A 24679-nucleotide genomic window follows, 5' to 3' on the forward strand; every position below is an offset into this window, starting at 1 on the left:
CTCTGCCTGCACGGGCGTTTTGAGCCGTTGGTCTGCTCAAAGGGGGCTCCTTGCACTCCATTGTCTTGTATGAGGCGAGACCGTCGTGACGGCTAAGGCGCAGCGGCGGCGCGCATTTTGGCAGATCCTGCTGTTCGCAGCGGGGTTGCTGGTGCTGACCGTGATCAGCGCTGGCTCGGTGTATCTGGTCAACAAGGCCCGCAGCGACAGCAAATGGGTGCTTCACACCATCGAGGTGGAGAACCAAGTCAATGCGCTCCTGCTCGAAGTCCGGCGCGCCGAGAGCGGAGCCCGCGGCTACCTCCTGACCCGGGAGACGGATTTCAAGACCGACCATGACAAGGCCGTGGCTGCCATCATTCCCGCGCTCGACAGGCTCACGCGCCTGAGCACCGACAATCCATCGCAACGCGACAACGTCGAAAAGCTGAGCGTCGCGATCGAGACGCGGCTCGACCAGTTCGCGCGCGAGATGGAGTTCGTCCGGCAAGGCCAGCCGGAGAAGGCAACGGCGCTGGTCAACGAAGCGGCCGCAGGCAATACCACGACCACGATCACCAGCATCGCATACGCGATGATCCGGGAAGAGGAACGCCTGTTCCATCTCCGCTCGGTCAACGCGGACCTCAGCCAGACGCTGGCCGCGTCGATGACCGGCATCGGCTCGGGCCTCGTGGTCGTGCTCGCGCTGATCTCGGTCTGGCTGGTGCGGCGCTCGGCGCGGATCCGCGACGACGCCGAGGCGCGCTTGCGCGACGCGTACGTCAATCTCGAGGCCCTCGTCGACGAACGCACCGCAGACCTGCGCGAAGCCAACAACGAGATCCAGCGCTTTGCCTATATCGTCAGCCACGATCTGCGCTCGCCGCTCGTCAACATCATGGGCTTCACCAGCGAGCTCGATGAGCTTGGCGGCGACATTTTCCGCCGCATCGAGAGCCTCACCCATGTCCCGGCCGACGGTCCGCCGCTGGCGCCCGGCGCGGGTCGCGAGATCGTGCTCGAGGGTCCGGACAAGCAGCTTTCGGAGGATTTTTCCGAGGCACTCGGCTTCATCAAGTCCTCGATCGCCAAGATGGACCGGCTGATCTCGGCAATCCTCAACCTCACCCGCGAGGGCCGGCGCGAATTCGAGCCGAGGCGGATCGACACACGCGAGCTGATCGAGGCCATAGCGTCGACGCTGGCGCATCAGGCGGCTGAAGCGCAGGCCGAAATCCACGTCGAGCCCCTGCCGAATATCGTCAGCGATCGCCTGGCGCTCGAGCAGATATTCTCCAATCTGATCGACAACGCCATCAAATATCTCAGGACCGGCGTCCCCGGGGAAATCAGAATCCGCGGGCGGACCAAGCTCGGATACGCTATTTTCGAGATCATGGATAACGGCCGCGGCATCGATCCGAAGGATCATCAGCGAATTTTCGACCTGTTCCGCCGCGCGGGAACCCAGGACAAGCCCGGCCAGGGCATCGGTCTCGCACACGTGCGTGCACTTGTGCGTCGTCTCGGTGGTACGATGTCGGTATCGTCGGAACTGAACGCAGGCAGTACATTCACGATCACGCTGCCAATGAACTGGAACGCCAGCAATCGGAAAGCCGATCAATGACCCAGCCTGTCACCATCATCATGATCGAGGACGACGAGGGACATGCGCGCCTGATCGAGCGCAACATCCGCCGGTCCGGCGTCAACAACGAGATCGTCGCGTTCGCCAACGGCACCGAAGCCATGAAGCATCTGTTCGGCGCTGACGGTAGCGGTCTCACGCAGAAGGGCAACGCCCTCCTGATCCTGCTCGACCTCAACCTGCCGGACATGACCGGCATCGACATTCTGAAGCAGATCAAGGAGAACAAGTACCTGAAGGCTTCGCCCGTGGTGGTGCTGACCACCACCGACGACTCCCAGGAGATCAAGCGCTGCTACGAGCTCGGCTGCAACGTCTACATCACCAAGCCCGTCAACTACGAGAACTTCGCCAACGCCATCCGGCAGCTCGGTCTGTTCTTCTCGGTCATCCAGGTCCCGCCCGCCGCCACATGAATCAGAGAACGCCGACACTGCTCTATATCGACGACGATGACGCGCTGGCCCGCCTCGTCGAGCGCGGACTCATGCGCCGCGGCTACAAGGTCATTCATGCCGCGAGCGGCGAGGAAGGCCTTGAGCGTATCCGTAGCGCGGGTCCCGGCGGCTGTATCGATGTCGTGGCGCTCGACCAGTACATGCCGGGCCTCGACGGGCTCGAGACGCTCGAACAGATCATGGCGATCCCGGATGCGCCGCCGGTGGTGTTCGTCACCGCCTCGCAGGATTCCAGCATCGCAGTCACCGCGCTGAAGGCAGGCGCGGCCGACTATCTGGTCAAGGACGTGAAAGGAGACTTCATCCCGCTGCTGCATGTCGCGGCCGACGGAGCGCTGCGCCAGGCCGAGATGCAGAAGGCGCGCGAGGAGGCCGAGGCCGAGGTCCATGCCTCGCGCGACCGCTACGCCGCGCTTGCCGCCGAGCGCGAGCTGTTGCTGCGTGAAGTCAATCACCGCGTCGGCAATTCGCTCCAGATCATCGCCTCGCTCCTGCACTTGCAGGCGAGCACTGCCGCGCAGGAGGAGGTCAAGGCTGCCCTGACCAACGCGATGGGCCGCGTCGCCGCTGTCGCCCAGGTCCACCGCCGCCTTTACACCTCACAGGATCTGAAGAGCGTGATCCTGAGCCAGTATCTGGACTCGCTGCTCGAAGACCTGCGCCGTTCGGCCGAAGGTAACCGGATGTCGCGCCTGACGCTGAAGGCCGAGCCGATCGAGATCGATCCGGATCGCGCGGTCGCTGTCGGCATCATCGTCAACGAGCTGGTAATGAATGCGGTAAAATACGCCTATCCCGACGGTGCCGGCCCCATTCATGTCGAGCTGACCTCGAAAGGAGAGGATCTCCTGCTGTCGATCGCCGACGACGGCGTCGGCGACAATGCCAAGGCCGATCCGCACTCGACCGGCATGGGCCAGCGCATCGTCGCCGCCATGGCCTCCAAGCTCGACGCTTCCGTGGAGCGCGATCCCGACCATGCCGGAACCCGCATCGTCCTGAAATTCAGCCGGACTGCCGCGGCGCCCGCTAAGGCAAGCAACGCCGCGGCGAGTTGATCCGCGCCACCCATCGCAAGCCCGTCGCAATCCTGCTATTGTCGAGGGGTCATGACTTCGCGCGAATCCGCTTCGTCTGAAATCACGCCGGCTGTGCTCTTGCGCGCCTATGCCTGCGGCATCTTTCCAATGGCCGAGAGCGCCGATGATCCGACCCTGTTCTGGGTCGAGCCGGAGATGCGGGGCGTCATTCCGCTCGATGGGTTCCGCGTTGCCTCGCGTCTCGCACGGACCGTGCGCTCGGATGCGCTTCGTGTCACCGTCAACACCGCGTTCAAGGCGACCATCGCCGGCTGCGCTGCGCCGCAGACCGGACGCGAGGACACCTGGATCAACAAGCGCATCCGCGATCTCTATGGCGGCCTGCACGAGCTCGGCCATTGCCACAGCGTCGAGGCCTGGCAAGGCGACGATCTCGTCGGCGGCCTCTACGGCGTGAGCCTCGGGCGCGCCTTCTTCGGTGAGAGCATGTTCCACACCGCGCGCGATGCCTCCAAGGTGGCGTTGGTGCATCTGGTTGCGCGCCTCATCTACGGCGGCTTCGAGCTGCTCGACACGCAATATGTCACCGAGCATCTGAAGAGCTTTGGCGCGGTCGAGATTTCACGGCGGCGCTACACCGGCCTGCTCGACAGGGCGCTGGCCGGCGAGCCGGCCGATTTCCTGAAGCTGTCTGCGGGAGAAGCAATCCCGGGCGCACGCGCGCTCGAGATCATCGCGTCACGGCAATAGTCGATGATTGCGACTAGCGACTAAATCCGGGGAAATTGAACAGGCCCGGTTGCTGCTGCGGCGGCGGTGCAGCCGGCTGCGGCTGCTGCGGAGGCGGCAATGGCTGTGGCGGACGCTGCTGCACCTGCTTCGGCGCGGCCTTCTTCTGCGCAGGTGGCGGCGGCTTTGCGGCGGCGGGGTCGGGTGCCGCGGTCGCGATGGTCTGCTGCGGCTCTTTGCAATCGGTGAGCCAGATGTCGTAGATCGGGTGCTCGACGCCGTGCAGGCCCGGGCTGGCCGCGAACATCCAGCCCGAGAAAATCCGCTTCACCTCGCCCTGCAAGGTGATCTCGTCGACCTCGACGAAAGCGTCGGTGTTGGCCGCTTCCGTCGCCGGCCGCGTGTAGCAGGCGTCGGTCTTAACGCGCAGCGCGCCGAACTGCACGGTCTCACCGACGTCCTCGTCGAAATTGATGATGCGGCCCGTGATCTTGTCGAGGCCCGAGAAGGTCGCCTTCTTGTTCACGATCTTCTGCGCCGGCGGCTCGGTGACGACCTCATCGCCCGGCTGGAGGCTCGCTGGCGCCTGCGGCACGCCGCCCTTCTGCTGGGGCTGGCGCTGGCCAGGTGCCGCGCCCGGCTGCGGCGCTCCTTGCGGATTGGGCGGGGCGACCGCCACGGACGGCGGCTGGTTCTGCGGAGCAACGGTGGTGCCCGGCGGCGGCGCCAGGGGCTGGGTCTCGACCGGCCCGGGCAGCGCGTTGCCCTGAATGTTGCCTTGAGGATTGCTTTGACGCGGCATCGGGCGCGACGGCAGCACACGGCCTTGCGGCGGCAGCTCCGGCACCTCCTCGTCGTCATCAGGGATCTGCGGCTGCGGCTGGCCGCGCGGAATGCTGCCCGGCGGCCGCGGCGGCGGGTCGGAGAAGATCGTGCCGATCTGCGCCTGCGCAGGCGGCGCAAGCGTCATCGCCGAGGCGGCCAGCAGCGCCGCAAGTCCTGTCAGGGTAAGGGTTCGAAACATCTCGCGCGGCTTCAACAGCGAATCGGGCTTGTTGGACATTCTACAGGGGATACCGCCGCTCGCAGGCCACCCGGTTAACACGCCGAATACGGCGGGGAAAGGGCGGCATTCCTGCCCTCCTCTGCCAGCCGCCGACTGGCCAGACCCGTCTTGGGATGGAATAGTCGGCCAGGGCCCGCCGGAGGGTCCAAGCGTCTCCGGGCCAACCGGAGCAGGACAAGACCGCCCATGCCCGTCGTACTCGATCCCGATGCCGCCGCCGTCTACAGGGCGTTCCAGGAGGCCGGCCGCCCCGCCTATGAGAGCCTAACCGCGCCGGAAGCGCGCGCCTATTATTCGCAGGCGCGCTTTGCCACCAATCCGGACGCACCGGAGCTGGCGCGCATCGCGGAGCTGGCGATCCCGGCGTCGCACGGCGCGATCCCGGCGCGCATCTATGTTCCCGCCGAGCTGCGACGGCGCGACGGATTGTCGCCTGCGCTGGTGTTCTTCCACGGCGGCGGCTGGGTGATCGGCGATCTCGAGACCCATGATGTCGCCTGCCGCAAGCTCGCGATCGAAGGCGCGCTGATCGTGATCTCGGTAGACTACCGCCTCGCGCCCGAGCACAAGTTTCCCGCCGCCGTCGACGATGCGATCGCCGCGACCAAATGGGTTGCGGCCAACGCGCGCAATCTCGGCATCGACGCCGCGCGCCTCTCGGTCGGCGGCGACAGCGCCGGCGGCAATCTCGCAGCCGTCGTCGCGCTCGCCGCGCGCGACGGCAACGGTCCTGCGATCGCAGGTCAGGTCTTGATCTATCCGGCGATCGATTTCGCCATGACGCATGGCTCTCACAGCGAGCCCGAGACCAGCGTGCTGCTCACGCATTCGGTGATCCGCTGGTTCCGCGATCATTATCTCAACGGCGTCGCCGACATCCAGGACTGGCGCGCTTCGCCGGCACGCGCCGCGACGCTTCTCGGCCTGCCGCCGGCCTATGTGCTCACCGCCGGCGCCGATCCGCTCCGCGATGAAGGCGAAGAGTACGCCGCGCGTCTGAAGCGGGCCGGCGTGAGCGTCACCTCCAGGCACTTTCCCGGGCAGTTCCACGGCTTCTTCACCATGGGCAAGCTGCTCCCGCAGGCAAACGTTGCCGCGAGCGAGATCGGCGCATGGCTGAAAGGCTTGGGCTAGCGAAAGCGTTGTAGCCCGCATGAGCGAAGCGACATGCGGGACACTTTATCCACCGGAAGCACCTGCCCCGGATATCGCTTCGCTCATCCGGGCTACAAATCCATCGATACTGAAAAACCCGGATGTCTATCAGCCTTCGAACCATCTTCGCCGTTCCCCTGCGCGGGCTCACCTGGCTCGGCGACCAGGGCACGCGCGCGGTGGCGGCGCTGGTGTTCATCGCGATTGCGGTGCCGCCGATCGGGGCGCTGCTGCGCCCCTACGTCACCGAGGCGATCTTCTGCCTGCTCTGCATCTCCTTCATGCGCGTCGATCTGGCCGCGCTCTACGGCCATTTGCGCCGGCCCGGGCTGGTCGCGGCCGCCACGGCGTGGACCACGATCGGCGTGCCCATGCTCGTCGGGCTGCTCGCCTGGTCGACCGGGTTCGACAGCCGCTCGCCCGGCCTCTTCCTCGCGCTGATGCTGCAAGGCATGGCCTCGCCGATGATGGCCTCACCCGCGCTCGCCGCGATGATCGGCCTCGACGCCACGCTGGTGCTGGTCACACTGGTGACCTCGACCGCGCTCGTGCCTTTCACCGCCTCGCTGTTCGCAAGCCTGTTCCTCGGCGCCAGCCTCAGCATCACGCCGCTCACGCTCGGCTTGAAGCTGCTCGGCCTGCTTGCCGGATCGCTGCTCGCCGCGACTGTCATCCGCCGTGCCGTCGGCACTGATGCGATCCACCGCCACAGGCGGCCGATCGACGGCATCAACATCATCATCCTGCTGGTGTTCGCGTCGGCGGTGATGGGCGATGTGGCGAGCGACCTCGTGACCGATCCGGTCTTCACGATCGGCGTCGCGCTGATGGCGTTTGCGGTCTATTTCACGCTGTTGGCGGTCACGACGCTGCTCTTCCGCCGCGTCGGGTACGAGCGCGCGCTGGCGCTCGGGCTGATGGTGTCACAGCGCAATCTGGGGCTGATGCTGGCTGCGACCGCGGGCGCGCTGCCGCCGACGACCTGGCTCTACTTTGCGCTCACCCAGTTTCCGATCCACCTCGCTCCCTACATGCTGACGCCGATCGCGCGCCGCTTGATGGCCCGCGTGCACGCGTCCGGCGCAGCGGCCGCAGGCAGCCCGACCTAGCGTACGCACTCACAAGCCTCCGCGGCAGCCGGGGCGCATATGAGGGATCATCTCTCGTGCCGTCTCTTTTTCTTGCACTCTTCCAATATCCAGCCCCGGAACGCTTGCATGGCGTGTGAAAAACGCTTCGATTTCAGGGACGTGAGCCAATACGATCCGAGATAGACCTGACTGTCATAAGGACAGACCAGCCGTTTGCGCGACACGTCATCCGAAAACAAGACGACGGGCAACAGCGCGACTCCGGCGCCTTGGGCTGCCGCATGCGCCAACGAGACCGATGAATCAAAGGTCGGGCCGGCCATACGAGGCTGCCGGCACTTCACCGCTTCGAACCACTGCGCCCACTCGCCCGTCCGATAAGACCGCAACAGCACCTCTTGGTGGAGGTCGACCGGGGTTTCGAGCCGCTTCGCAATGGTTGGCGCGCACATCGGCGTGAAGTGCGCATCGACCAGACGCTCGGCATTCGTTCCGTGCCACGCGCCATCGCCGAAACGAATGGCGTAGTCCAATCCTTCGCCACCGAGGTCCACGCGATTATTGTTCGCAAAGATTCTGATGTCGATGTGCGGATGCCTGGCCGTGAAGCTCTTGAGGCGCGGAAGGAGCCAGCCGGACGCGAACGTACCGACCACACCAATCGTCAGGATCTCGCGCATTCGACCGTTCTCAAACCGGTCCAGCACCTGGTTGATTCGACTGAAGGCGTCGGAGATCGCAGGCTGCAGCGCTTCACCTTCTTCGGTAAGGGCAAGCCCACGTGTCAATCGCCTGAAGAGCTTTACGCGCAGGCTCTCTTCGAGGATCCGCACCTGCTGGCTCACAGCGGCCTGCGACACGCGAAGTTCGAGGCCGGCCTTGGTGAAGCTGAGATGACGCGCTGCCGCCTCGAATGAACGGAGCGCATTGAGCGGCAGGCCGGAAACGGTGGGCGGACGGCGGGTCACGTCTGATCCAAGTTTTGCTTATGGATGGCCTTACGAACCATCGTTTGTCAATCGATAGAGCGCGAAGCAAAAGCCTGTGCACGATTTACGGGAGTTTACGATGCTTACGCGACGTCAGTTCGGCTCATCAGCACTTGCGTTCGCAGGAAGTGCCTTCCTGCCCAAGATTTCGAGTGCGGCGCCAGCCGGAACAGCACGACTGATCGAGGCCATTACAGAGCTGGAACTGAAGAGCGGAGGCCGGCTCGGCGTTTCCGTGCTCGACACGAAAACGGGAGCACTGATTCATCACAAGGGAGATGAACGCTTTCCCATGTGCAGCACATTCAAGGTGCTTGCGTCCGCAGCAATCCTCAAAGGCGCAGGCGGCAGGCTGGACCGCCTCGAACGGCGCGTTCGCGTTGAGCAAGCCGACATCGTGGAGAACTCGCCCGTGAGCCGTGAGCATGTTGGCGGCGAAGGAATGTCGCTCCTTGAGGTCTGCGACGCTGCCATTACCAGGAGCGACAACACCGCCGGAAACCTGCTTTTGAAAAATATCGGCGGCACGACCGGGCTGACCAGCTTTGCGCGGAGCCTCGGCGACAAGGTGACGCGATTGGACCGGATCGAACCCGCACTGAACGAGGCGGCGCCGGGCGATCCGCGCGACACCACGACACCAAATGCAATGGCCGCAAACTTCAGGCGCTTGCTGCTCGGCAACGTGCTCCTGCCGGAAGCTCGCGATCAGCTCGCGAAATGGCTGATCGCGAACAAGACCGGAGATAGCCGATTGCGCGCCGGCCTGCCGCAAGGCTGGCGCGTGGGCGACAAGACCGGAGCGGGCGAACACGGCACCACCAACGACGTAGCGATCGTATGGCCGCCCGAGCACCCGCCGCTGATCATCGCAGTTTACCTCACCGGATCCGCGCTCGACCCGAATGGGCGAAATGACATCATCGCATCTGTAGGACGTGAGATCGGCAAGACTCTTGGCTGACTAGAAGAGGCTTGGCTGACCGGAAGTATACGCCCTAGCCGGCCCGCGCCGCGCGCCGCAGCGCCTGCGGCGGCTGGCCGAAGGCGCGGATGAAGGCGCGTCGCATCCGCTCGGGATCGCGAAAGCCGGTCGCCTCCGCGACGAGCTCGATCGCCTCGCGCGAGGACTGCACGCGCTCGCGCGCGACCTCGACACGCAGCCGCTCGATCGCCTTGGACGGCGTCGTGCCGGTCTCGGCGGCAAAGGCGCGGGCGAAATGCCGCGCGCTCATGCCGGCGCGGTCGGCGAGATCTTCCACCGTCAGCGGTGCGTCGAGATTTTCGCGCGCCCATGACAACAGCCCGCCGAATCGGCCGTTCGGCGCCTTCAATTCCAGCAGCGAGGAGAATTGCGACTGGCCGCCGCTGCGGCGGTGGTAGAGCACGAGCTGCCGCGCGGTCTGCTGTGCCACCTCCTCGCCGTGATCCTCGGTGACCATCGCCAGCGCAAGGTCGATGCCGGCGCTGATGCCGGCCGAGGTCCACACATTGCCGTCGCGGGTGAAGATCTGGTCTGGCTCGAACTTCACCTTCGGATAGCGCGCGACGAAGTCGCGCGTGCGCCCCCAATGCGTGGTGGCGCGGCGGCCGTCGAGCAGTCCGGCCTCGGCCAGCACGTAGGCGCCCGAGCAGACGCTCGCGACCCGCACGCCGCGCCGCGCAAGCCGCTGCACGAAGGCCAGCGTGGCGGGGCAGCGTGCCGCCGCAGCCACGCCCTCACCGCCGGCAACGACAAGGGTCGTAATTGCATTGGCTGATTTGAAATCACGCGCGACCATCTCGACGCCGGACGAACTGCGCACCGGGCCTGCATTGACGGCGAGCACGCGGATCGCGAGCGGCTTGGCGGCGTAGCGCGCGCCGATCTCGAAGGCCGAGATGGGACCTGCCGCATCGAGCAACTGGAAATCCGGGAAGATCAGGATGCCGATCATCGCTTAGTCCGAAAAAGAGGGAAATGCGCCATTCCGGACGCGAGGGCACCATGCCATCCTGCCGACGTCAAGCTGATTTTTCGGGAGGTTCTTCGATGTCGTCGCCGTTACAGATCGGGCTCTTGGTGTTCCCACGCGTCACCCAGCTCGACTTCACCGGTCCCTTGCAGGTGTTCTCCTCCGTGCCGGGGGCGACGGTGCACTTGATCTGGAAAACCCTGGATCCGATGCCGAGCGATTCCGTGCTGATGCTGACGCCGACCGTGACGTTCGCCGATTGCCCGCAGCTCGACGTCATCTGCGTGCCCGGCGGCTCTGGGATCGATGCTCTCGTCAATGACGAGGAGACCCTCGACTTCCTGCGCAGGCAGGCCGAGGGCGCCAAGTACGTCACCTCGGTCTGCACGGGATCGCTGGTGCTGGGTGCAGCCGCCCTGTTGAAGGGTTATCGCGCCGCGACCCATTGGAGCGCGATGGAGATGCTCAGCCATTTCGGCGCGATGCCGACGAAGACGCGCGTGTGCATCGATCGCAACCGCATCACCGGCGGCGGCGTCACCGCGGGCATCGATTTCGCGCTGACGCTGGTATCGATGCTGGTCGATCGCACCACGGCGGAGGCGATCCAGCTCCGCCTCGAATACAATCCGGCCCCCCGTTCAATGCGGGCTCGCCCGATACGGCGCCTGCCGAGGTGCTTGCTTTTCTCAGGGAACGCGGCGCGCAAAACCAGGCCCGTCGTATCGAGGCCGTCAAGCGCGCGGCAGCGCGGGTGATGTAGGCATTCCATGTTGGGGCGGAACTGACGTTTTGGGGGTGAGTTAAGCCCGCACCAAAATTCACAGCGTCCAGGAGATCAGGCATGGAGCATCTCCACTACCCCAACGAAAGCACTGAATATCGCGCCGCGCGAAATGCGTTGCTGGACGAGGAGATCGCCCTCCGGGCGCAGATTGAAACCGTGGCCGCCAAGCGTCGCGCGCTGCCGCTCGGCGGCGAGGTGCTGCAGGACTATGTCTTCGAGCGGATCGGCAAAACGAGCATGCCGGAACAGGTCAGGATGTCGGATCTGTTCGGCCCGCACGATACGCTGATCCTGTACAGCTTCATGTATGGGCCGGAACGCGAGCTGCCCTGCCCCGGCTGCACCCATCTGCTTGACGGGCTCGACGGCGCCGCACGACATATCGGCAAGCGCGCAGCCTTCCACATCGTCGCCAAATCGCCGATCGCGCGGCTCGCCGCTTGGGCCCACGAACGCGGCTGGGAGCACCTGTCGCTGCTGTCCACCGCCGGCAACAGCTACGATGCCGATTACTTCGGCGATACGTCGAAATTCTCCAGGGGGATGCGCGCCCAGCATCATGTTCCGGACGGACAGAACTGGGACGAGACGATCTTCAACGTCTTCAAGAAGGCGAGCGGCAAGATCAGGCACTTCTGGGGGTCGGAGATGAGCTTTGCGCCGCCCGCGCCGAAGCAACACCATCGCGCGGGCGATCTGGTCGATCCGCTCTGGGGCCTGCTCGACATGACGCCCGAGGGGCGCGGCGACTTCTTCCCCAAGGTGCGCTACGACTGAAGCGCTGGCGCAACGCGATCAAAGAAAAAGGCCGCTCGGTTTCCCAAGCGGCCTTTCCTGTCTTACGGCGGCTGCACATTCCATCGGGCGATTTCGGACCTAGCAGACCGGGGGCCTATGTCCCGGTCGAGTCCTCGTCGGCGGCCGCTGCATATCGGGACAGTCGCGAGCTGTTGCCCGAACCGAACGCGATGGTCTCCCATCTCCGTAAGATGGGATCATTGAGCCGCATTGCTCGTCTCAGCGCAACGGATGCGCAAGCGGCGTCCCCGCTGTTCCCATTGTCCACAACGGCTGCAGCGGATGCGGATGCATCCAAAAGCAGTGAAGGACGATTCGGTCGGCCGGGTGATTAGCCTGGCGTCCAGGGTTGATAGTCGCCGGTCGCCTTTGGCCGCTTGCCGCTGGCGAGCGTCGAACCGGCCGGCCGGTAGGCTCTCGGCGTGCCCGTCAGGTTCGGCTGGTGCGGCTTTTCCCATTCGCGTGGCTGGTAGTTGATCTCGGTCGGCGGCACGTCGACGACGTGATGCAGCCAGCCATGCCAGTCCGGCGGAACGCGGCTCGCTTCCGCATAGCCGTTATAGATTACCCAGCGCCGCTCGAATCCGAGCGCCGGGTCGATCGCCCCGCCGCGGGTGCGATAGTAGCGGTTGCCCTGCTCGTCCTGGCCGACCAGTTCCCCGAACCGCCAGGTCCAGAGTTGGGTGCCAAAGGTCTGGCCATTCCACCAGGTGAAGAGCTTGAGGAAGAATTGTTTCATGCGGCAAGGGCCCTGCTTTCCGGGGTCCTGATGCCATCCGGGCGGCGAAATGTCCAGTTCGGCAGGTGCGAACGTGACCCACGCACAGGCCATGGCGGTGGCACTGCCGCCGCCGCAATGCCCCGTCTCGATCCGTTCATGCCGGTACGGGTGGCGGGTGGAAGCCCGCCTCGATCGCCAGACGTGTGATCCAGGAACCACAGCCGCCTCAACGGGTTTGCTTCCGGGAAAAGGAGTTGCACATGAACAGTCTGAAAGTTTTGGGCGCAGCCGCAGCGCTGGCGCTGGTTCTGCCGATGGCGTCGCCGAGCTTTGCACAGGGGCGCGGCCACGGCGGTGGTGGTGGAGGCGCCCACTTCGGCAGCGGAGGCGGCGGCGGTGCTCACTTCGGTGGAGGCGGCGCGCGCATGGGTGGCGGCGGCTTCAGTGGCGGCGCGGCGATGCGCGGTGGCGGCGGCAATTTCGCAGCGAACGCCGCAGCACGTCCGGGCGGCGCTTCGCCGTCCTTCAGCACAGGCGGCCGCAGCTTCGCAGCCGGTGCCGCGATGCGTCCGGGCGTAACCTCGCCGTCCGTCACGACCGGCGGCACACGCTTCGCAGCCGCAGGAACCGGCGGTACCTGGCGCGGCGGTAACTGGCGCGGTGGCGATTGGCGCGGTGGCTACTGGCGTCATCGCGGCGGCTTCTGGCCGGGCGTGGCGGCAGGTGCGACAATCGGCGCGCTGGGCTCATACGCCTATTATGGCGGCGGCCCGTACTACGATGACTCCTACTATTATGGTGACACCTATTACGACGAAGAGCCGTCCGTGGCCGTGGTGCCTGACGGCGGCGGCGACTCCGCAGCCTACTGCGCTCAGCGCTACAGGTCGTATGATCCGGCGTCCGGCACATATCTCGGCTATGACGGACAGCGGCATCCCTGCCCGTAAGCGCATCAAGATCATTTGAACCCAAAGGGCGTCGCAGCGATGCGACGCCCTTTTCACGCGCATCGCGTGCGCTGGCGACGTCTTGTACGCACCGTTGCAAATGGACCCTTAATCACCCCACCGTGCATATCTACCCTGATCCAATCCAAAATTGACCGGGCGCACGATTCGCTTATATCACCAACCGCTGTGGGGACTTCGATCTACTGGGAAGTGTCATGCCGCGTATCCTCGTGGTTGATGACGATCCGATGGTCGGCGCGACCATCGAGGTCCTCCTCCAACGTCAGGGCTTCGACGTCACGCTGACTGACGGCGGCGAAACAGGGCTTGCTGCGCTCGAGGCACAGACCTTTGATGTCATGCTAGTCGACATCTTCATGCCGCACATGCGCGGCTTCGAATCCATCCGCATCTTTCACGAGCGCGCCCCGACGATTCCGCTGATCGCGATGTCCGGTTACGCCTTCGCTTCGTCCGCCTCGCCCTCTCCCGATTTCTTGCGCATGGCGCTGGAGCTCGGCGCGATGCGCTGCCTGCGCAAGCCGTTCACGCCGGAAGCGCTGCTGACCACGATCAAGGAATGCCTCGCCGGCCCCGGCGAGACCACACCGCTGAAGGACAAGAAAGAAGCCCCTTGATCCCCTCGCAGCGCGTCATTCTCGGTGCCGGACTTGCCATCCTCCTGATCATCACCGCCGCCTCGATCGGACTTGACGTCAAGTCGCGGTCCGATGCGGCCTGGGTCAATCACACCATCGACGTCCTTAAGAAAATCTCGGACCTGCGCGTCCAGATCCGCCGCGCCGAGAGCGCAGCGCGCGGCTACGAGATCTATCTCACTCCCGGGTTCAACGACGATTTCCAGGCCGCACGCAGCAACATCGCGCCGGCGCTGGCCGAGCTCAAGCGCGCCCTCCGCGACAATTCCGACCAGGTCGCCCTGCTCGAGGACACCGGGCCGCTGATCCAGCGCCGGCTCGAGATCGCGGCCGAAGCGATGCGGTTGCGCGCCGAGAATGACCGCGCCGGCATTGCCGCGCTCCAGGGCAGGGCCGAGGGCCGCGGCCTCATGGAAACGGTGATGGCCAATCTCGACCGCCTGAGCACGCAAGAAGACGCACTGCTCGCCGCGCGCACGTCGGATTCACGTCGCACCGGCATCGTTCTACTCGGCATCGATGTCGCCGGGGCTGCGCTGATCCTGCTCCTGGTCGCGCTTCTGATGCGCGAGACCCGGCGCGCCCGGGTCCAGCTCCAAAGCTCGCTGCACGAGACGCAGGCCGCCAAGGAGCTACTCGAGGCTGCCGTCGCCGAGCGCACCGAGCATCTCGTCACCGCCCACGACGAGCTCCGCCTCTCCGTCAACGTGCTCCAGAGCACGTTCCGCAGCATGGCGGAGGCGGTGCTGGTCATCGACAATGAGGGTGACGTCCTCCTGTCCAATCCGGCCGCCGAGCGCATGCTGCTCCATCGCGCCGGCATGAACCTGCGCAACCTGCGGGCGCTGTCCGACGTCTTTCAGGGCGATGGCGTTACGCCGCTCAAGCCGGACGAGCTGCCGTCGACGCGCGTGCTACGCGGCGATGCGTTCGAAGAGCTGGAGATGGTCGTACGCCCGCACAGCGGCAATCCTCCGCGGCACCTCATGATCAGCGGCCGGCCGATGCGCGACGCGCAAGGCAATATCTCCGGCGCGGTGCTGGTCTATCACGATGCCACCACCTCGCGCGAAACCGAGCGGCAGCTCCACCAGTCGCAGAAGCTGGACGCCATCGGCAAGCTCACCGGCGGCGTCGCCCACGACTTCAACAACATGCTGACGGTGATCTCCGGCAACACCGAGACGCTGGTCGCGAGCCTGGAGCAGCAGCCCGAGCTCCAGCGCGTGGCGCGGCTGATCGACGATGCCGCCGAGCGCTGCGCCGAGCTGATCCAGCATCTGCTCGCGTTTGCGCGCAAGCAGCCGCTCAAGCCGCGCGACGTCGAGATCAACGCCGCGATCACCGATATCGCAAAGCTCCTGCGCCCCACCCTCGGCGAGCAGATCCAGATCGAGACCGCGCTGGAACAGGGGCCGATGACCTCGCACATCGATCCGTCGCGGCTCACCAACGCCGTGCTCAACATGGCGATCAACGCGCGCGACGCCATGCCGAACGGCGGCAAGCTCCTGCTCGAGACCCACCGGGTCACGCTGGACGAGGCCTATGCGCAGGCCAATCCGGACGTCCGGCCCGGTCCCTACGTGATGCTCGCGGTCAGCGATAACGGCACCGGCATGCCGCCCGAAGTCCAGGAGAAGGCGTTCGAGCCGTTCTTCACCACCAAGGAGGTCGGCAAGGGCTCCGGCCTTGGCCTGTCCATGGTCTACGGCTTCGTCAAGCAGTCCGGCGGCCACATCAAGATCTACAGCGAGGAAGGCCACGGCACGACGATCAAGCTCTATCTGCCGCCGGGCGAAGGCTTGGCGGAAGCGACTGCGCCCGCTCTCCCCGCTGCCGCGGGCGGTGTCGAGACCATCCTGGTCGTCGAGGACGATACGCTGGTGCGCAACTTCGTCACCGCGCAGTTGCAGAGTCTCGGCTACCGGACCATCGCCGCCGCCGACAGCAAGGCCGCGCTGCAATTGATCGAAGCCGGCGAGGCCTTCGATCTCCTGTTCACCGACATCGTCATCCCCGGCGGCATCAGCGGCCGTGAGCTTGCCGAGAAGGCGGCAAAGATCCGCCCCGGGCTGAAAGTGCTCTACACGTCGGGCTATACCGACGACGCCGTCGTACATCACGGCAAGCTCGACGACGGCGTGATGCTGCTGACGAAACCCTACCGCCGCAACCAGCTCGCCGAGATGATCCGCCTGGCGCTGAGCGGGGGCGGAAGATCTCCGCGCTAGCGCGTCGCCAGCACGACGCCTGCGAGCGTGAAGATCAGCGCCGCGATCTGCCCCGCCCCTAACGGCTCGCCCAGCGCGAGCGCCGAGGCGACGACGCCGATCACCGGCACCGCCATGGTGCCGATCGCCGCAACCGAGGCCGGCAGGCGCGACAGCGCGGCGAACCAGCTCACATAGGCGATGCAGAACTGCACCACGGTCGAATAGACCAGCAGCGCCCAGCCAATCGGCGTCACCAGTGAAAGATGCGTGGTCTCGAGGAGAAGGCCCGCGATCGCGACCGGCAGGCAGCCGACGCCGATCTGCCAGGCCGCCGCCGTGATCGGCGGCAGATGGATCGGGTATTTCTTCAGAAGCACCGTGCCGAGCGCAAAGCCGATCGACCCGATGAGCGCCATGACGATGCCGGGCAGCTTGGCCTCGCTCGCCGCAAAGCCGTTGCCGCCCATGATCGCGGCAAGGCCCGCAAAGGCCATCACCAGCGCAATGGTTCGCAGCAGCGTCGGCCGCTCGCCGAGCACCGGCCAGGCGATGATCGAGGCCCAGACCGGCATGGTGTAGGCGATCAGCGCCGCCTCGCTCGCCGGCAGCCACAGCAGCGCGAGCCCCATCAGCACCATCCAGCCGGTCACGTTGAGCACGCCCGCAATCAGCAGGCGCGGCCAGATCTCGGGCTGGACCCTCAGGCTGTCGCGCCGGACGAGGGCGAGCGCAGCCAGAAGCACGGCGCCGAGCACGCCGGTCACCCCGCGCAGGGTCAAGGGCGGCAGCTCGGCGAGCAGGAATTTGGTCGCCGGCCAGTTGAAGCCCCAGCCGATCGAGGTGATGGCGAGGAACATCAGGCCGGCCGGGGCGATGCGCGGCCGCATAGCCCGGCGAGTCGAATCATGCATGTGGGGTACCCGGCAGAAACGCCCGTCAGCTTGACGCGGATTCGGCGGCTTCACCACCACCTTCGCGGGCATGCCTGCCCCAAGTTCCGTGGCACTACGTGAGTCTTGCTGACGCAATCCCATCCGCCCAAAAATATAGCTGCCCTGTGAACAGCGGGACGAAGGGTGCGCATCCACACCGGATGCAAATTTTTTCGGTTGGGAATCCCTGAGGACTCACTGATACTTGCCCCCACAACAGGCGCGGCCGAGACCCCTGTTATCCCCCGCTTTCCACCATATTTAGTATTTGATTCAGGAACTCGCACTAGTTCTTGACGGGCGCAACGGAGAGTCCTAGCTTTCGATCCGTTCGGCGCGAGTGAGTTTGCGTCCCGCCGGCACTCCCCCAAAGGGTCCCGCAAATGACCACTCCGCCGGCCAGACCAAGGCAGCGGGGCAAGGGCTTGTCTGCCCTTCAAACGCGGACTTTTCGGGCGCCAGAACGGGCCGGCAACAGGCTCGGATGGCATCGGTAGAAGACGTGGCGTTGGGGCGTTGAACGCATGTCGGGCACATCCCCTTGGGGGCGGATGGGCCTGGACATGCCGGCGGATGCGAGGTGTGCGCACCGAACCATCGCGTCGGGAGAAACTGGGCCGGATTCCACCGGCTGAACTGCGAAGCCTTTAGGCCGGTCCGGCCCTTGGAGGAATCGCGAACTCGAGAAATGCGACCCGGCACGCCCACACGAAGGCGGTCCGGTCAGAGAAAAGGACGGGGCAAGACGATGCGGATTGAGCGGCGCCACACCACGCAAGGACAGTCACCTTACGCCGGGATCGAATTCCGGCTGACCACGTCGGAGATCAGGAATCCCGACGGCTCGGTCGTGTTCAAACTCGACAACGTCGAAGTGCCGGCCGAGTGGTCGCAGGTCGCTTCCGACGTCCTCGCGCAGAAATATTTCCGCAAAGCGGGCGTTGCCGCGCGCCTGAAGAAGGTCGAGGAAGAATCCGTCCCCTCCTTCCTGTGGCGTTCCGTGCCCGACACGGAGGCGCTGGCCGCTCTGCCCGAGAAGGAGCGCTATGTCAGCGAGCTCAGCGCAAAACAGGTGTTCGACCGCCTCGCCGGCTGCTGGACCTATTGGGGCTGGAAGGGCGGCTACTTCTCCTCGGACGAGGACGCCCAGGCCTTCTATGACGAGCTCCGCTACATGCTCGCCATGCAGATGGTCGCGCCGAACTCGCCGCAATGGTTCAACACCGGCCTGCACTGGGCCTATGGCATCGACGGCCCCGGCCAGGGCCACTATTACGTCGACCCCTTCACCGGCAAGCTGACCAAGTCCAAGTCCGCCTACGAGCATCCGCAGCCGCACGCCTGCTTCATCCAGGGCGTCGGCGACGACCTCGTCAACGAGGGCGGCATCATGGACCTCTGGGTGCGCGAGGCGCGCCTGTTCAAATACGGCTCCGGCACCGGCTCCAACTTCTCGCGCCTGCGCGGCGAGGGTGAAAAACTCTCGGGCGGCGGCCGCTCGTCCGGCCTGATGAGCTTCCTCAAGATCGGCGACCGCGCGGCTGGCGCAATCAAGTCGGGCGGCACCACGCGCCGCGCCGCCAAGATGGTCGTGGTCGACGTCGATCACCCCGACATCGAGACCTATATCGACTGGAAGGTGAAGGAGGAGCAGAAGGTCGCAGCTCTCGTCACCGGCTCCAAGATCAACCAGAAGCACCTCAAGGCGGTGCTGAAGGCCTGCGTGAACTGCGAGGGCTCGGGCGACGACTGCTTCGATCCCGAGAAGAACCCGGCGCTCCGCCGCGAGATCAAGCTCGCGCGCCGCTCGCTCGTGCCCGACAACTACATCAAGCGCGTCATCCAGTTCGCCAAGCAGGGCTACAAGGACCTCCAGTTCGACACCTACGACACCGACTGGGATTCGGAAGCCTATCTCACGGTGTCCGGCCAGAACTCCAACAACTCGGTCTCGCTGAAGGACGATTTCTTGCGTGCCGTCGAGACCGACGGCGACTGGAACCTCGTCGCCCGCACCTCGAAGAAGGTCACGAAGACACTTCGTGCGCGCGACCTCTGGGAGAAGATCGGCTACGCCGCCTGGGCGTCGGCCGACCCCGGCCTGCACTTCAACACCACGATGAACGACTGGCACACCTGCAAGGCGTCCGGCGACATCCGCGCGTCCAATCCGTGCTCGGAATACATGTTCCTGGACGACACGGCCTGCAACCTCGCCTCCGCCAATCTGCTGACGTTCTACAACACGACCACGAAGCACTTCGACGTCGAGGGCTACGAGCACCTCTGCCGGCTCTGGACCTTGGTGCTCGAAATCTCCGTGATGATGGCGCAGTTCCCGTCGAAGGCGATCGCCGAGCTCTCCTACGAGTTCCGCACGCTCGGCCTCGGCTACGCCAATATCGGCGGTCTCCTGATGACCATGGGCCTGTCCTATGACTCCAGGGAAGGCCGTGCGCTCTGCGGCGCCCTGACCGCGGTGATGACCGGCATCACCTACAAGACCTCCGCGGAGATCGCGGCCGAGCTCGGCACCTTCCCCGGCTACAAGAAGAATGCCGCGCACATGCTGCGCGTGATCCGCAACCACCGCCGCGCCGCGCATGGCGAGGTCTCCGGCTACGAGGCGCTCTCGGTCAACCCGGTGCCGCTCGACCACGCCTCCTGCCCGCAAGCCGACCTCGTCGCGCATGCGCAGGCTGCCTGGGATGCGGCGCTCGAGCTCGGCGAGAAGCACGGCTACCGCAACGCCCAGACCACGGTCATCGCGCCGACCGGCACGATCGGCCTCGTCATGGACTGCGACACCACCGGCATCGAGCCGGACTTCGCGCTCGTGAAGTTCAAGAAGCTCGCCGGCGGCGGCTACTTCAAGATCATCAACCGCGCGGTCCCCGAAGCGCTGCGCGCGCTCGGCTATCGCGAGAGCGAGATCGCCGAGATCGAGGCCTATGCCGTCGGCCACGGCTCGCTGTCCAACGCGCCGGGCATCAATGCCGCGACGCTGAAGGCCAAGGGCTTCACGGATGAAGCGATCGCGAAGGTCGAAAAGGCCTTGCCGACCGCCTTCGACATCAAGTTCGCCTTCAACAAGTGGACTTTTGGCGAGGATTTCATCCGCGACCAGCTCGGCATCGGCTCGGAAGCGATCGCGGCCCCCGGCTTCGACCTGCTCCAGGCCGTCGGCTTCACCAAGCGCGAGATCGAGGCGGCCAACGTCCACATCTGCGGCGCGATGACCGTGGAAGGTGCTCCGCACCTCAAGGCCGAGCACTATCCGGTGTTCGACTGCGCCAATCCATGCGGCAAGGTCGGCAAGCGCTATTTGTCGGTCGAGAGCCACATCCGCATGATGGCGGCGGCGCAGCCCTTCATCTCGGGCGCGATCTCCAAGACCATCAACATGCCGAATGACGCGACGGTGGAGGATTGCAAGTCCGCCTACATGCTGTCGTGGAAGCTGGCGCTGAAGGCCAACGCGCTCTATCGCGACGGCTCCAAGCTCTCCCAGCCGCTCAACTCCCAGCTCATCAGCGACGATGAGGACGAGGACGATGCGGTCGAGCAGCTCTACGAGAAGCCGCTTGCGGCGCGCGCGGCCCAGGTCTCCGAGAAGGTGGTCGAAAAGCTCGTCGAGCGCATCATCGTGATGCGCGAGCGCGAGAAGATGCCGGATCGCCGCAAGGGTTACACCCAGAAGGCGGTCGTCGGCGGCCACAAGGTGTACTTGCGCACCGGCGAGTATGACGATGGCCGTCTCGGCGAGATCTTCATCGACATGCACAAGGAAGGCGCGGCGCTGCGCTCCTTCATCAACAACTTCGCCATCGCCGTGTCGCTCGGTCTGCAATACGGCGTGCCGCTCGATGAATATGTCGACGCGTTCACCTTCACCCGCTTCGAGCCGGCGGGCCCCGTGCAGGGCAACGACAGCATCAAGTACGCGACCTCGATCCTCGACTACGTCTTCCGCGAGCTCGCGGTGAGCTACCTCTCCCGCTTCGACCTCGCCCACGTCGATCCCAACGAGACCGGCTTCGACGCGCTCGGCAAGGGCGTCGAGGAAGGCAAGGAGCCGGACGAGGAGCCGAGCCACCACGCGACCAAGCTGGTCTCGCGCGGCCTCACCCGCTCCCGCACCGACAATCTGGTCGTGATGCGCGGCGGCTCCACCGCCGTCGCCTCCGGCAACGACAGTGCCCCCGCCGGCGGCAGCAAGGTCACGGCGCTGGCCTCGCACGGCGCTTCGGCCCGCACCAGTGACGCGGTCGAAGGCGCCGTCGCCCTGAAGCAGGAAGCCAGCCACGACCTCTCGCCCACCGAGAAGCTCGAGCAGATGCAATGGAGCAAGGCCGGCACCGCGCAAACGCTGGTGCCAACCAAGGCCGAGCGCCGCGCGGAAGCGAAAGCCAAGGGCTACGAAGGCGAGATGTGCTCCGAGTGCGGCAACTTCACGCTGGTGCGGAACGGCACGTGCATGAAGTGCGATACGTGCGGCAGCACGACGGGGTGTTCGTGAGGCGGTAGCCCGCCCGCGATGATCGTCATGCCCGGGCGTCCAGAAAAAAAGGCGGCCGCAAGGCCGCCTCTTTACTGGAGCTGCGACGAGCATCTTCCATTGACAGCGTTCCCTTTATGTTCTTACCTAGGATAGGAGTCGATGAGTGCTCGTCGTCGGCCAAGAGATTCCTCCGAGGTGACGCTTGGCGTAAATATCCCGTCATGCGATTGCCAAGGCTAAAGCCGGAAACGCCGCACTCCAGAGAACTCCTCGACCCATCGTTGCGGGTAGCTGTTGTGGCGTCTGCCCTTCTTGCTGGCTGAAGGCCATAGCCCGCCTACATAGCTAACCCGGGTCAGAAGATCGTATCGCTTACCTAAGTTGCGGCTCTTTGATACTAGACCGTAACGCGTACTGGTTCTCGGGGACTGCATGACAATAGAGATTGTTGTAACGACAGATCGGTATCGAACCGATCCGGCTTCCCGCGACTTTGTCGAACACGTCAGGGCGCGAGAGGCGGACTTGGGCTTGACCCAGGCCGTGCTCTATTACGATTTTCCTGCTTATGCGGATTACGAAGCAGAGGTCAACAGACCCGACATTCTGCTGTTCTCTCCACTTCACGGTTTTTTTGCGATTCGATTTGTTTCCGATTCGATGTTTCGCCGTTCGAAAGAGACGGCATCTGCAGTGGACGTGGGCCTTACTAACACCGCTTTGCTTTGCGTTGATTGTGTTTCAGCAATTTCACTCCAATGACTGGCGTGGCGCGCCCAGCTTGACGATATTCGGCAAAACTCAATCGCCATGGGCATTTCTCGCGTGGGAGAAGCTCAATTGCAGGGTACTTTCTGACGAACTATTCTCGCCTAAAGAAAAGGAGCTCTTTTCGTTCGCGTGACGAAATCATCGGCCGGACGCGAGCCGAGCCGACGCATTTCGCAAGCCTTCCAAAACCAAGGCGTACCCCTCCTCACTAAACGCCAACAGCGCGCAGGATGGGTGGAGCCAGGCGATACCTATCAATGCCCGACGCCAAGTAGAGCTCAATCCATCCTACGAGTTCCCTGCCAAGCCCGTAGGTCGGATTAGCGCAGCACAATCCGCGACTAGGGATCGTCAGCGCAATATGCTTCCGCTATGCTCCCTATCCCGCTCCCCCAAAACCCATGCCAAGAAAAAGCAGTCGCCTCCTCCCCCGCCTTCGCAACTTCCGGCGGGGCGCGCGGTGGACGCGAAAGAGGTTCGCGCGGACACCGCGGATGGTTCGGATCGCGGGCAGCGTGGCGATCCTGCTTGCGGCCGCGGCGCTCATGAACATCGTCTATCACGTGATCCGCAAGCCGACCGAGCTGTTCTTCCTTGTCGGCAACTCCCTCGACAAGGAGCCGGCCGAGACTTGGCGGCAATACGGGCCGCTCTTCCGCAAGCATTCCACCGATACGATCACGCCGGAATTGCTGGCCGCGCTGGCGCAGGTCGAGAGCTCGGGCAATCCGGTGGCGCGCACCTATTGGCGCTGGCGATTGAGCCTCAATCCCCTCGCGATCTACCGGCCCGCCTCCAGCGCCGTCGGCCTTTACCAGATGACCGACCCAGCCTACGCCGAAGCCGCACGGTTCTGTGTCCGCGAAAACGCGATCACGGACACCGGCTGCGGGTTCACCAGCTTCTATATCCGCGCGATCCCGAGCCACGCCATCGAGCTGGCATCCGTGTATCTGGACCGCAATGTGGCTGATGTTCTCGCGCGCGCCGGCGATGTGAAGGCCAGCGCACAGCAGAAGCAGGATCTGGCCGCCTTCATCCATCTCTGCGGCGCAGGTCCCGCCACCGCCTACGCGCGCCGCCACTTTCAGATGACGACCGGCGAGCGGTGCGGCGACCACCTCGTCGCAAGCTATATCTCGGCGGTCAACGCGATGAAGCGGCGATTTCTGCGGCTTGCGGCGGATGACGGCGATTAGCTCGTCCACCCCTCCCAATCAATCTTTTCCGGCGGAATGCGCGCGGCGCCGCTGAGTGCCGCAGCGGCGACGGATTGCAGCGCGCTTTGCCGCAGCGGATCCGCCGTTCCCGCCCGCGCGTTGACAGGCTACACTCGCTTGACCCGCCACGCGCCATGGAGCCGTGCATGCCCGAAATTCGCTTCGACGACGGTGCCGCCTATGAGCAGATGATGGGGGTCTGGAGCCGGCTTGCCGGCGAGGTCTTTCTCGACTGGCTTAAACCTGCGCAAGGCCTGCTCTGGATCGACGTGGGCTGCCGCAACGGCGCCTTCACCGAGCTGGTGCTGTCGCGCTGCGCCCCTGCCGAGGTGCAGGGCATCGACCCCTCCGAGGGACAGCTCGCCTTTGCGCGCATGCGACCCGGGGCACGCGGCGCTCATTTCCAGCAAGGCGATGCGATGGAGCTACCGTTCGCGACGGACAGCTTCGATGCCGCGGTGATGGCATTGGTGCTGGTCTTCGTGCCCGATCCCGCGAAGGGCATTGCGGAATTGGTGCGGGTGGCTCGGCCGGGCGGCCTCGTCGCAACCTATATCTGGGACATGCTGGACGGCGGCTTCCCGCTCGATCCGATCCTTGCGGAGATCAGCGCGATGGGACTTTCGCCGACACGCCCGCCTCGCATGGAGGCGTCGCGCCTCGATGCATTGAGCGCATTCTGGATCGCAGCGGGCTTGACGCAGATCGAGACCCGAGAAATCGCCGTGCAGCGGACGTTTGGCGATTTCGAGGAGTTTTGGCAGGTGGAGACGAAAGCCCCATCGATCGCCCCAATGATCGCCGAGATGCCGCTGGCCGACGTCGCCACACTGAGGCAGCGCGTGCAGGCGCGCCTGCCCGCTAGCGCCGACGGCCGCATCGCCTATCGCGCCCGCGCCCACGCGATCAAGGGATGCAAGCCGCAGCCCGCATAGCCACAGTCAGCCCATACACTGTCAGCCCATACGATGAGTGGAGCGACCTGTCCGCTGTAGCTCGCAGAGC

Annotated in this window: 20 protein-coding genes and 1 pseudogene; 16 read left to right on the forward strand and 5 right to left on the reverse strand. The window is 65.0% G+C overall.

All coding sequences use genetic code 11. The features are described from left to right. Positions 1–85 precede the first annotated feature (85 nt). From MTX21_RS07270 to aat, 4 genes are read left to right on the forward strand one after another with little or no spacing between them, the layout of a single operon-like run. Positions 86–1612 (forward strand): CHASE3 domain-containing protein, encoded by a 1527-nt coding sequence (locus MTX21_RS07270; RefSeq protein WP_280964138.1) that lies wholly within the window; start codon positions 86–88, stop codon positions 1610–1612. Further along, positions 1609–2049 carry a response regulator gene (locus tag MTX21_RS07275; protein WP_280964139.1) on the forward strand — a complete coding sequence of 147 codons (441 nt, stop codon included), beginning with the start codon at positions 1609–1611 and terminating at the stop codon, positions 2047–2049. Before MTX21_RS07270 ends, MTX21_RS07275 begins: the two co-directional genes overlap by 4 nt. Next, on the forward strand, positions 2046–3149 hold the full coding sequence (locus tag MTX21_RS07280; RefSeq protein ID WP_280964140.1) for a histidine kinase dimerization/phosphoacceptor domain -containing protein: 1104 nt from the start codon (positions 2046–2048) through the stop codon (positions 3147–3149). The genes MTX21_RS07275 and MTX21_RS07280 overlap by 4 nt, the downstream gene beginning before the upstream one ends. A gap of 51 nt (positions 3150–3200) precedes the next feature. Continuing rightward, on the forward strand, positions 3201–3881 hold the full coding sequence (gene aat, locus MTX21_RS07285; protein ID WP_280964141.1) for a leucyl/phenylalanyl-tRNA--protein transferase: 681 nt from the start codon (positions 3201–3203) through the stop codon (positions 3879–3881). Between the two features lie 13 nt (positions 3882–3894). On the opposite strand, the gene MTX21_RS07290 is transcribed toward aat, so the two are convergent. Beyond that, a complete protein-coding gene (locus MTX21_RS07290) occupies positions 3895–4923 on the reverse strand; it encodes a DUF2155 domain-containing protein (RefSeq protein WP_280964142.1) in 1029 nt (342 codons plus the stop codon). A 189-nt stretch (positions 4924–5112) separates the two neighbouring features. Here MTX21_RS07290 and MTX21_RS07295 point away from each other — a divergent pair, with 189 nt between their 5' ends. After that, positions 5113–6060: an alpha/beta hydrolase gene (locus tag MTX21_RS07295; RefSeq protein ID WP_280964143.1), complete on the forward strand. Its 948-nt coding sequence runs from the start codon at positions 5113–5115 to the stop codon at positions 6058–6060. 122 nt (positions 6061–6182) lie between these two features. Beyond that, on the forward strand, positions 6183–7190 hold the full coding sequence (locus MTX21_RS07300; RefSeq protein WP_280964144.1) for a Na+-dependent transporter: 1008 nt from the start codon (positions 6183–6185) through the stop codon (positions 7188–7190). A gap of 47 nt (positions 7191–7237) precedes the next feature. On the opposite strand, the gene MTX21_RS07305 is transcribed toward MTX21_RS07300, so the two are convergent. Then, positions 7238–8140, reverse strand: a complete 903-nt coding sequence (locus tag MTX21_RS07305) for a LysR family transcriptional regulator (RefSeq protein ID WP_280964145.1) — start codon at positions 8138–8140, stop codon at positions 7238–7240. 100 nt (positions 8141–8240) lie between these two features. Here MTX21_RS07305 and bla point away from each other — a divergent pair, with 100 nt between their 5' ends. Next, entirely contained in the window at positions 8241–9125 is an 885-nt protein-coding gene (gene bla, locus MTX21_RS07310; RefSeq protein WP_280964146.1) for a class A beta-lactamase, read from the forward strand. A 34-nt stretch (positions 9126–9159) separates the two neighbouring features. Here bla and MTX21_RS07315 read toward each other — a convergent pair whose 3' ends face one another. After that, positions 9160–10098 (reverse strand): GlxA family transcriptional regulator, encoded by a 939-nt coding sequence (locus MTX21_RS07315; RefSeq protein ID WP_280964147.1) that lies wholly within the window; start codon positions 10096–10098, stop codon positions 9160–9162. 95 nt (positions 10099–10193) lie between these two features. On the opposite strand from MTX21_RS07315, the pseudogene MTX21_RS07320 reads away from it, so the two are divergent. Both MTX21_RS07320 and MTX21_RS07325 read left to right on the forward strand, forming a co-directional pair. Then, positions 10194–10879, forward strand: a pseudogene (locus MTX21_RS07320) (DJ-1/PfpI family protein). Between the two features lie 81 nt (positions 10880–10960). Further along, the gene (locus MTX21_RS07325; protein WP_280964148.1) at positions 10961–11680 is read left to right on the forward strand and encodes a DUF899 family protein; all 720 of its coding nucleotides are present in this window, start codon (positions 10961–10963) and stop codon (positions 11678–11680) included. Between the two features lie 352 nt (positions 11681–12032). On the opposite strand, the gene MTX21_RS07330 is transcribed toward MTX21_RS07325, so the two are convergent. Next, positions 12033–12440: an NADH:ubiquinone oxidoreductase subunit NDUFA12 gene (locus tag MTX21_RS07330; protein ID WP_280964149.1), complete on the reverse strand. Its 408-nt coding sequence runs from the start codon at positions 12438–12440 to the stop codon at positions 12033–12035. A 242-nt stretch (positions 12441–12682) separates the two neighbouring features. Between MTX21_RS07330 and MTX21_RS07335 the strand changes: the two genes are divergently transcribed. The 3 genes from MTX21_RS07335 (at position 12683) to MTX21_RS07345 (ending at position 16268) form a co-directional block, all read left to right on the forward strand. Next, entirely contained in the window at positions 12683–13372 is a 690-nt protein-coding gene (locus MTX21_RS07335) for a BA14K family protein (RefSeq protein ID WP_280964150.1), read from the forward strand. Positions 13373–13590: 218 nt separating this feature from the next. Continuing rightward, positions 13591–14013 (forward strand): response regulator, encoded by a 423-nt coding sequence (locus MTX21_RS07340; RefSeq protein ID WP_280964151.1) that lies wholly within the window; start codon positions 13591–13593, stop codon positions 14011–14013. Continuing rightward, entirely contained in the window at positions 14010–16268 is a 2259-nt protein-coding gene (locus MTX21_RS07345) for a CHASE3 domain-containing protein (protein ID WP_280964152.1), read from the forward strand. The genes MTX21_RS07340 and MTX21_RS07345 overlap by 4 nt, the downstream gene beginning before the upstream one ends. Here MTX21_RS07345 and MTX21_RS07350 read toward each other — a convergent pair. Beyond that, a complete protein-coding gene (locus MTX21_RS07350) occupies positions 16265–17161 on the reverse strand; it encodes a DMT family transporter (protein ID WP_280964153.1) in 897 nt (298 codons plus the stop codon). The two genes, MTX21_RS07345 and MTX21_RS07350, sit on opposite strands and share 4 nt — an antisense overlap. A gap of 769 nt (positions 17162–17930) precedes the next feature. Between MTX21_RS07350 and MTX21_RS07355 the strand changes: the two genes are divergently transcribed. The 4 genes from MTX21_RS07355 (at position 17931) to MTX21_RS07370 (ending at position 24609) form a co-directional block, all read left to right on the forward strand. Continuing rightward, positions 17931–21701, forward strand: coding sequence for a vitamin B12-dependent ribonucleotide reductase (locus MTX21_RS07355; RefSeq protein ID WP_280964154.1), 3771 nt, complete (start codon positions 17931–17933; stop codon positions 21699–21701). A gap of 414 nt (positions 21702–22115) precedes the next feature. Next, positions 22116–22445 (forward strand): hypothetical protein, encoded by a 330-nt coding sequence (locus MTX21_RS07360; protein WP_280964155.1) that lies wholly within the window; start codon positions 22116–22118, stop codon positions 22443–22445. Between the two features lie 410 nt (positions 22446–22855). Continuing rightward, the gene (locus tag MTX21_RS07365; RefSeq protein WP_280964156.1) at positions 22856–23653 is read left to right on the forward strand and encodes a transglycosylase SLT domain-containing protein; all 798 of its coding nucleotides are present in this window, start codon (positions 22856–22858) and stop codon (positions 23651–23653) included. A gap of 167 nt (positions 23654–23820) precedes the next feature. Continuing rightward, positions 23821–24609 carry a class I SAM-dependent methyltransferase gene (locus MTX21_RS07370; RefSeq protein WP_280964157.1) on the forward strand — a complete coding sequence of 263 codons (789 nt, stop codon included), beginning with the start codon at positions 23821–23823 and terminating at the stop codon, positions 24607–24609. Positions 24610–24679 lie beyond the last annotated feature (70 nt).

Source organism: Bradyrhizobium sp. ISRA430, from assembly GCF_029909975.1.
Classification (GTDB): domain Bacteria; phylum Pseudomonadota; class Alphaproteobacteria; order Rhizobiales; family Xanthobacteraceae; genus Bradyrhizobium.